This window comes from Streptomyces fuscichromogenes (assembly GCF_014645815.1).
In the GTDB taxonomy this organism is placed as follows: domain Bacteria; phylum Actinomycetota; class Actinomycetes; order Streptomycetales; family Streptomycetaceae; genus Streptomyces; species Streptomyces fuscichromogenes.
This window is the reverse complement of the sequence record NZ_BMML01000038.1, coordinates 74,203-81,238: the sequence shown is the minus strand read 5'-3', so window position 1 is coordinate 81,238 and position 7,036 is coordinate 74,203. Positions and strand designations below refer to the sequence as shown.

The 7,036-nt window shown below is 73.4% G+C and carries 5 protein-coding genes and 1 pseudogene; 2 read left to right on the top strand and 4 right to left on the bottom strand.

Features of this window, described 5'->3' with window-relative positions:
- Positions 1–136: 136 nt before the first annotated feature.
- Positions 137–1,396, bottom strand: a complete 1,260-nt coding sequence (locus IEZ11_RS45875; RefSeq protein WP_189269030.1) for a streptophobe family protein — start codon at positions 1,394–1,396, stop codon at positions 137–139.
- A 196-nt stretch (positions 1,397–1,592) separates the two neighbouring features.
- On the opposite strand from IEZ11_RS45875, the pseudogene IEZ11_RS45870 reads away from it, so the two are divergent.
- Both IEZ11_RS45870 and IEZ11_RS45865 read left to right on the top strand, forming a co-directional pair.
- Positions 1,593–2,915 (top strand): annotated as a pseudogene (locus IEZ11_RS45870) (DUF6777 domain-containing protein); the annotation flags it as partial.
- A 350-nt stretch (positions 2,916–3,265) separates the two neighbouring features.
- Positions 3,266–3,718: an ATP-binding protein gene (locus tag IEZ11_RS45865; protein WP_189269028.1), complete on the top strand. Its 453-nt coding sequence runs from the start codon at positions 3,266–3,268 to the stop codon at positions 3,716–3,718.
- A 94-nt stretch (positions 3,719–3,812) separates the two neighbouring features.
- Here IEZ11_RS45865 and IEZ11_RS45860 read toward each other — a convergent pair whose 3' ends face one another.
- The 3 genes from IEZ11_RS45860 to IEZ11_RS45850 form a co-directional block, all read right to left on the bottom strand.
- Positions 3,813–4,700 (bottom strand): RNA polymerase sigma factor SigF, encoded by an 888-nt coding sequence (locus tag IEZ11_RS45860; RefSeq protein WP_189269036.1) that lies wholly within the window; start codon positions 4,698–4,700, stop codon positions 3,813–3,815.
- Positions 4,701–4,905: 205 nt separating this feature from the next.
- Complete coding sequence (locus tag IEZ11_RS45855; RefSeq protein WP_189269035.1) at positions 4,906–5,727, bottom strand: class I SAM-dependent methyltransferase; 822 nt, start codon at positions 5,725–5,727, stop codon at positions 4,906–4,908.
- Positions 5,728–5,789: 62 nt separating this feature from the next.
- Positions 5,790–6,995, bottom strand: a complete 1,206-nt coding sequence (locus tag IEZ11_RS45850; RefSeq protein WP_189269027.1) for an epoxide hydrolase family protein — start codon at positions 6,993–6,995, stop codon at positions 5,790–5,792.
- Positions 6,996–7,036 lie beyond the last annotated feature (41 nt).

The window sequence follows — 7,036 nt, the reverse complement described above, 5'->3', positions numbered from 1 at the left end:
CTGCCACACCGCACTCGGCGGCCAGCCACCGATCACCCGTGTGAACAACGCTGCGGGTCAATACAGCTAGGGCCTGTCGCCGGGCAGACGGGAATGTGACGACAGGCCCAGGACCGGCGGAGCCCTCCCGGGGTCCTCAGACCGTCACCTCGCCCCGCCGGTGCACCGGGCGGGCCAGCAGCGCGCCCAGGAACCCGGCGACCAGACCCCACAGCGCCCCCAGGCCCACCGCCGACCACAGCACGGGCTCCAGCAGCAGCTCACCCGACAGATTCCCGCCCAGGTCGCCGATACCGAGCAGGGAGAGACCGTAGTGGGCGGAGATCCGGCCGGTCAGACACAGGGTCAGCATCGTCAGCGCGAGGGCGACCGCCAGATGCAGGGCATGCTGCCAGGCGCGGATCCGGGCCGGGGAGCGGGCCGCCGCCAGGAACGCGGCCGCCAGCACGCACACCGCCGCCACCCCGGCCAGCCACCACCAGCGGCCGTCGTGGGCGGTGATGGTGCGCAGGTTCAGCGTCGAGACGTCCGGCGTGCGCAGCACCTCGGCGAGCACCTTCGGCACCGGCAGCCCGAACGGGCCGTCGATCCTGCCCCGCCAGGTGGCGCCGAGCCCGAGCGTCAGGGCCGGCCAGGCCAGGTTGGGCAGCCCGAGCAGGATCACCGCGAGAGTCTCCCTGGCATGCCCGCGGGTGACCATGGTGACCAGGGCGATCGCCAGGGCCAGCACGACGTACCCCAGCACCAGGACGACCATCGCGTACGCCGCCGGGCGCACCGAGGCCTGGAAGCGCAGCAGGCGCCCCGGCAGCGGAGCCCCGCGCGACACCAGCAGGGCCAGCAGCAGGATCCCCGCCAGCCACAGCAGCCCGAACACGGCCGTCACCGGCACATCCGTGGTGAAGCCCGCCTCGGGTGCCGTGTCCAGCGCGTCGGTGAGGTCACTGAGCACGCCGCTGCCCACGTCCACCGCGAAGGTGTGCCGGGCACCGAGCGCGAGACCGACCAGCGCGAGCAGCCACAGCACCGCGATCCGGGCCGCCCACCCGGCCAGCTCCCCGGCCCCGGCCACCGCCCGGAGCCGCAGCGGCCGCAGGAATCCCCCGCCCACGGCCAGCGCCCCGGCCAGCGTCACCGACAGCGGTACGACCGTCAGCCCGGCGTTCGTCCGGGCCAGTTCGCCCGCGTTCCCCGACAGCTCGACGGTGCCGCCCACCGCCGTCACCACGGTGGCGAGGACCACCGGCAGGAAGGCGCCCCTCGGCAGGTCCGCCGCGCCCGCCGCCCACAGCCCCGCCGCGGCCATCACGAGCATGGCGATCGACGCGGCCAGCACCACGGCCAGGGCCTGCGGCCAGCCGTGCCGGGCCACGGACCGGCCGGCCGGCGCGGTCACCGGCCGCTCGGAGGCGATGCGGGGGCGATTCGGGGGCGCACGTTGTCACGCTAGGCAACACCCGGACACCCCGCGCGCCGGGTGGTCCGTCCGCGTCGGCTTGCGGGCGGCAGCGCCCCGGCGCACATTGGGCTGGATGTTCCCCAAATGAGGCATTTTTCATGAATGCCGTTTACCGCACCGGGGAGATGAGCGCGTGAGCGTCGAACCGCCGTCGTCCGGCCGCCCCACAGGCCCCCCCTCCGGCCCCCTGTCCGGGCCTTCCGGACCACCTTCCGGACCTCCCTCCGAACCTCCCTCGCGACCGCCCGGAGGCGGCAGCCGGGGCGGCGAGCCGCACCGGCCGTGGTGGAGGTCCGTGCCCCGGGTCGCGACGCTCACCACCGCGGTGGTGGTCGCCGCGGCGCTGGCCTTGGTCCTCACCCGTTCGGGCGACAGCTCCGGCAAGCGTGGCGAGGTCTTCCTCCAGGCCGCCGCCAGCTCGGGACAGGACCCGTTCACCGAGTCCACCGCCACGAACAGCTCCACCAGGCCGGTGTCCGCGACCCCTGCCACGTCGGCGGCGTCGGCCGCGCCGGCGAACGAGGTGCGCGGGGTCGACGGCGGGGCACCCGGTCTCTACAGCGGCACCCGGAACACCGCCAGCTGCGACGTCGAGAAGCAGGTCAGGTACTTCCAGGCCTCGCCCGCCCGCAACAAGGCGTTCGCGGCGCAGGTCGGCGTCCAGCCGTCCGGTGTCCCCGCCTATCTGCGCTCCCTCACCCCCGTACAGCTGCGCGCGGACACCCGGGTCACCGGCCACGGCTACCGCGACGGCAGCGCCACCGCCTACCAGTCCGTCCTCCAGGCGGGCACCGCCGTCCTGGTCGACGCGCACGGCGTGCCCCGGGTGCGGTGCGCCTGCGGCAACCCGCTGACCCCGCCGGTCGCGCAGCAGAGCACTCCGAGGACCAGCGGCCCCGCCTGGCCCGCCTACCGGCCCTCGAACGTGGTCGTCGTCGCACCCGCCGCACAGGTCATCAAGGTCTTCGTCGTCTTCGACCACCAGCGCGACGACTGGTTCGGCCGGCACCAGGGCGACCACACCGGGCATCACGACCGCCCGGCGAAGCCCCCGGCCGATCCGACCCCCATGAACCCGCCACCGGCCCACCAGGGGGGCTGCCCGCCCGGCTCCGGCAAGCCCGGGGCGCCCGGCACGACACCGTGCCCGCCGTCCTCGTCCGGCCCGTCGACGTCGCCGGGCCCGGGGAACGGCTCCAAGTCCCCGCCGTCGAGCCCACCGTCCTCGAACGCCTCGTCCTCGCAGTCGTCGGCTGCACAGTCACCGTCCTCGAAGCCGTCGTCGTCCGAGTCGCCGTCCTCGAAGCCGCCGTCGAAACCGTCGTCGTCCGAGCCGCCGTCCTCGAAGCCGCCGTCCTCCGTGCCGCCTTCATCGGGGTCGCCGAAGTCCGAGTCGCCGAAGACCGAGTCGCCGAAGACGGAGAACGCGTCCCCCCGCACCGAGTCCCCGGGGTCACAGCCTCCGAAGTCGCAGGGGCCGGCCTCCCGACCCGCGTCCTCCGCACAGTCGCCGGCCGCACCGTCCCCGGCCTCGCCCGGCCCCCGGTCCGCGGTGTCCTCCGCGGCCCCGGCATCCTCGGCCCGGCAGGGCCCGCCCAGTTCGGCGGCGCCCGGACCGGTCACCCGGTCGGCGGAGTCCTCGGTGCCCCGGGCACCCCAGGGCGGCCCCGGTTCGCCGGCACCGTGACCAGCGCGACCTGATTTGTGCGCGTTCGGCGAACATTCCGGGGGACTGTCGGGGCGCACTCGGGGTACGAGGATGGATGCAACAGCGACCGGCCGGGCCGGCCTCCTGGAGAGATACGCATGATCGAACACCTGGGCGGGGCAGTGATACCGACTGGCTTCGACGTACCCGTGGAGCCGCTGCGGCGCGCGGCGCACTACACCGGCGAGCCCGGCTGCATCGCCGAGGCGCGGGACTTCGCGGCCCGGTTCCTGGAGCAGCTCAGGACCGAGTGGTGTGCCGCGATCGACCCCCGGGCCGACGGCGAGCTGCTCCTCGTGGTGAGCGAGTTGGTCACCAACGCGGACCGGCACAGCAACGGCCCGTACATCCTCGAACTGGAGGGCACGGACAGCGCGGTGCTGGTCTCCGTCTACGACAGCAGCGCCGCCCTGCCCCGGCGTTTTCCGAAGGACCCCGAGCGGGTCGGCCGGCACGGGCTGGAGATCGTCCATGCGGTGGCCGCGGAGGTGAGTGCCGAGCGGGTGCCGGTCGGCAAGCGGGTGCGCGCGCTGGTCCGCTTTCCCGGGTGAGTCGGGGGTCCGGGTCCGGGCTCCGGAAGTCAGGGGGAGCGTCCGCGGGCGCCGCCCCATGTCTCTGTGTGGGGTGGCGCCCGCGATTCCGCCGTCAGGCGCAGCCGAGCTCGCCCAGCATCCCCTGCCGCAGTCGTACGATGATCCGCTTGATCAGGCGGGAGACATGCATCTGGGAGCAGCCGAGCCGCTCGCCGATCTCCGCCTGGGTGGCCTCCTCCACGAACCGCAGATGGATGATCTCCCGGTCCCGTTCGCTCAGCTCGGCCATGAGCGGGGCCAGCGACTGGAAGTCCTCCACGAGCCGCAGCCCGGCCTCCTCGACCCCGATGAAGTCGGCCAGCACCGCCTCGCCGCCGTCCGGGCCGTCCCCGGTCAGCGCGGCGTCCAGGGAGGAGGAGTTGTAGCCGTTGGAGGCCAGCTGGCCCTCGACCACCTCGTCCTCGGTCAGGTTCATGAGCGTGGCGAGCTCCGCGACGGTCGGCTCCCGGTCCAGGCGGCTGGAGAGCTCCTCACGCGCCTTGGCCAGCTCCACGCGCAGTTCCTGGAGCCGGCGCGGCACGTGCACCGCCCAGGTGGTGTCGCGGAAGAACCGCTTGATCTCGCCCACGATGTACGGCAGCGCGAAGGAGGTGAACTCGACCTCGCGCGACAGTTCGAACCGGTCGATGGCCTTGATCAGGCCGATCATCCCGGTCTGGACGATGTCCTCCATGTCGTCGCCCCGGTTGCGGAACCGGCCGGCCGCGAACCGCACCAGCGACATGTTCATCTCGATGAGCGTGTTGCGGGCGTACTGGTACTCGGGCGTGCCCTCCTCCAGCTCGCCGAGCCGCTGGAAGAACTGGCGGGACAGCTGGCGCGCGTCGCGCGGGGCGACGGCCCTCGGGTCCTCGATTCCTGGCAGTGCCCCCTCCGGCGACCACGTCTCGACGGGGTGAGCGGTGTTCACTGCTTCCGACCGGATCCCGGCGGTGTTCATTTCCTCTCCCAGGTCACTCATGGTTCGGCGGGTGCCTCTTCGGCCGGTGTCGTACCGGCCCTGTCCAGGGTTCGCCCTGGCCGGGTACCCGGAACCGGACGTCTCATGCGTGCCTCGAAGCTCGGGTACCCGGGGTGACGTGCCGCATGCGTCCCGTGCCCCGAGGTGGCGCAAAACATCCGGTGACGACGGGTGGACGAGAGGGCTACGCCCCGATGCGCACCGCGGTGACCAGCTCGTGCCAGTACCGCTTGGTGACGGCACCGCCGTACCGGGAGTCGATCAGCTCACGGATGCCCGCGAGCAGCCCGTTCCGGTCGGCCGCCGGGAGAGCGCGGTGGTTGGAGTAGGTGAGCAGCACGTCGAGGTACTGCTCGGTGGTGTACGTGATCTCCTGGGCGTGGCCGTGCACGGCCACGCCGGTGAAGTACGGGGAGCCGGTGAACTCGCTCGTGTCGGTCGCGAGCTCGGACTCGCGGGTCTGTCGCAGACCCGGCGGGGTGGCCGGATCCCATCGCTCGTAGCACTCCTGGACCTCGGCGAAGAAGTCCTCGGTGCCGCCCGCCACATGGTGCGTGGAGACGATGCCGAGCAGCCCGCCCGGGCGCAGCGCCCGCGCCGCCCTCGGCAGCCGGACAGCCGGGTCGAGCCAGTGGAAGGCGGTCGCGCAGACCACCGCGTCGAACGGCTCCGGCGGCAGCTCCCACTCCTCGAAGGCCGCCACCACCACGTCCACCGCGGGAAACGCCGCCAGCCGGCGGCGGGCCACGGCGGCCATGTTCGGGCCGATCTCCACAGCGGTGATCGAGCAGCCGGCCCCGGCCAGGTCGACGGTGAGCTTTCCGGTGCCAGGAGCGATCTCCAGGACCCGGCTGCCCGGCCCGGCCCCGGTGGCCCGGACCAACTCCTCGGTCAGCGACGCGGGGTAGCGGGGCCGGGCCCGCTCGTACCGCTCGGCGTCCTCGTCGAAGATGTCCCGCAGTCCCGGTTCGTTCACCCTGAATTCCAGTGCGTCCACGCAGGGCAGAATGCCGCTGCCGGTCCCTCGGGGCCAGCGCTTTTCGCCGGCCCCGGCCGCCGGGCGGCGCCTCAGCCCTCGCGCTTGTCCCGCAACTGCCGGAAGAACGCGCGGACGTCGCCCACCACCAGGTCCGGCTCCTCCATCGCCGCGAAGTGCCCGCCCCGGTCGAATTCCGTCCAGCGCACGATGTTCTCGGTGCGGTCCGCCTTGTGCCGCAGCGGCCGTTGGGGGTCGGCCGGGAACAGGGCGAGGGCGGTCGGCGCCGTGGAAGGCTCCGAGGGGGCGGCGGCCCGGTCGCCGGTGGCGTGCGCCCGCTCGTGGTAGATCCGTGCGGACGAGGCGGCCGTGCCGGTGAGCCAGTAGAGCATCACGTTGGTCAGCAGCCGGTCCCGGTCCACCGCCTCCTCCGGCAGCTCCGCGGAGTCCGTCCACTCCCGGAACTTCTCGACGATCCAGGCGAGCTGCCCCACCGGCGAGTCCGTGAGCGCGTACCCGGGCGTGTGCGGGCGGGTGCTCTGGAGGATCGCGTACCCGGTGCTCTCCTTGGACCAGGCGGCCCAACGGCGCCAGGAGTCCAGGGTGTTCGCCCGCTCCTCGGCGTCCAGGGCCGCCAGCTCTCCGGCCGTGGGCTCGGTGGCCTGCTGGGCGCCCGGCAGCAGGTTGAGGTGGACGCCGATCACCCGGCCGGGATGGGCCCGGCCCAGTTCCCGGGAGATCGCCGCGCCCCAGTCACCGCCCTGCGCACCGAACCGCTCGTAGCCCAGCCGGCGCATCAGCCCGGCCCAGGCGTCCGCGACCCGCCCCGCCTCCCAGCCGGACTCCGTCGTCGGACCGGAGAACCCGAACCCCGGGATGCTCGGCAGCACCACATGGAAGGCGTCGGCCGGGTCCCCGCCGTGCGCCGCCGGATCCGTGAGCGGGCCGACCACGTCCAGGAACTCCACGATCGAACCCGGCCAGCCGTGCGTGACGACCAGCGGGGTGGCGTCCGGCTCGGCGGACCGGATGTGGGCGAAGTGCACGTTCGTGCCGTCGACCGTGGTGGTGAACTGCGGCCAGGCGTTGAGCTCCGCTTCCGCCGCGCGCCAGTCGTACTCGTGGCGCCAGTAGTGCGCGAGGTCCCGCAGATACGGCGTGGGGACGCCGTACGCCCAGCCCGCGCCGGGCAGCTCGGCCGGCCAGCGGGTGCGGTCCAGACGGGCGTGGAGGTCGTCGAGGTCGGTCTGGGGGATCGAGATACGAAAGGGCGTGATGTCCGGCGACGAAGAGGTCATGGTGGGGATGCTAGGTGCGGTCGTCGGTCGTCTTCGGCGCC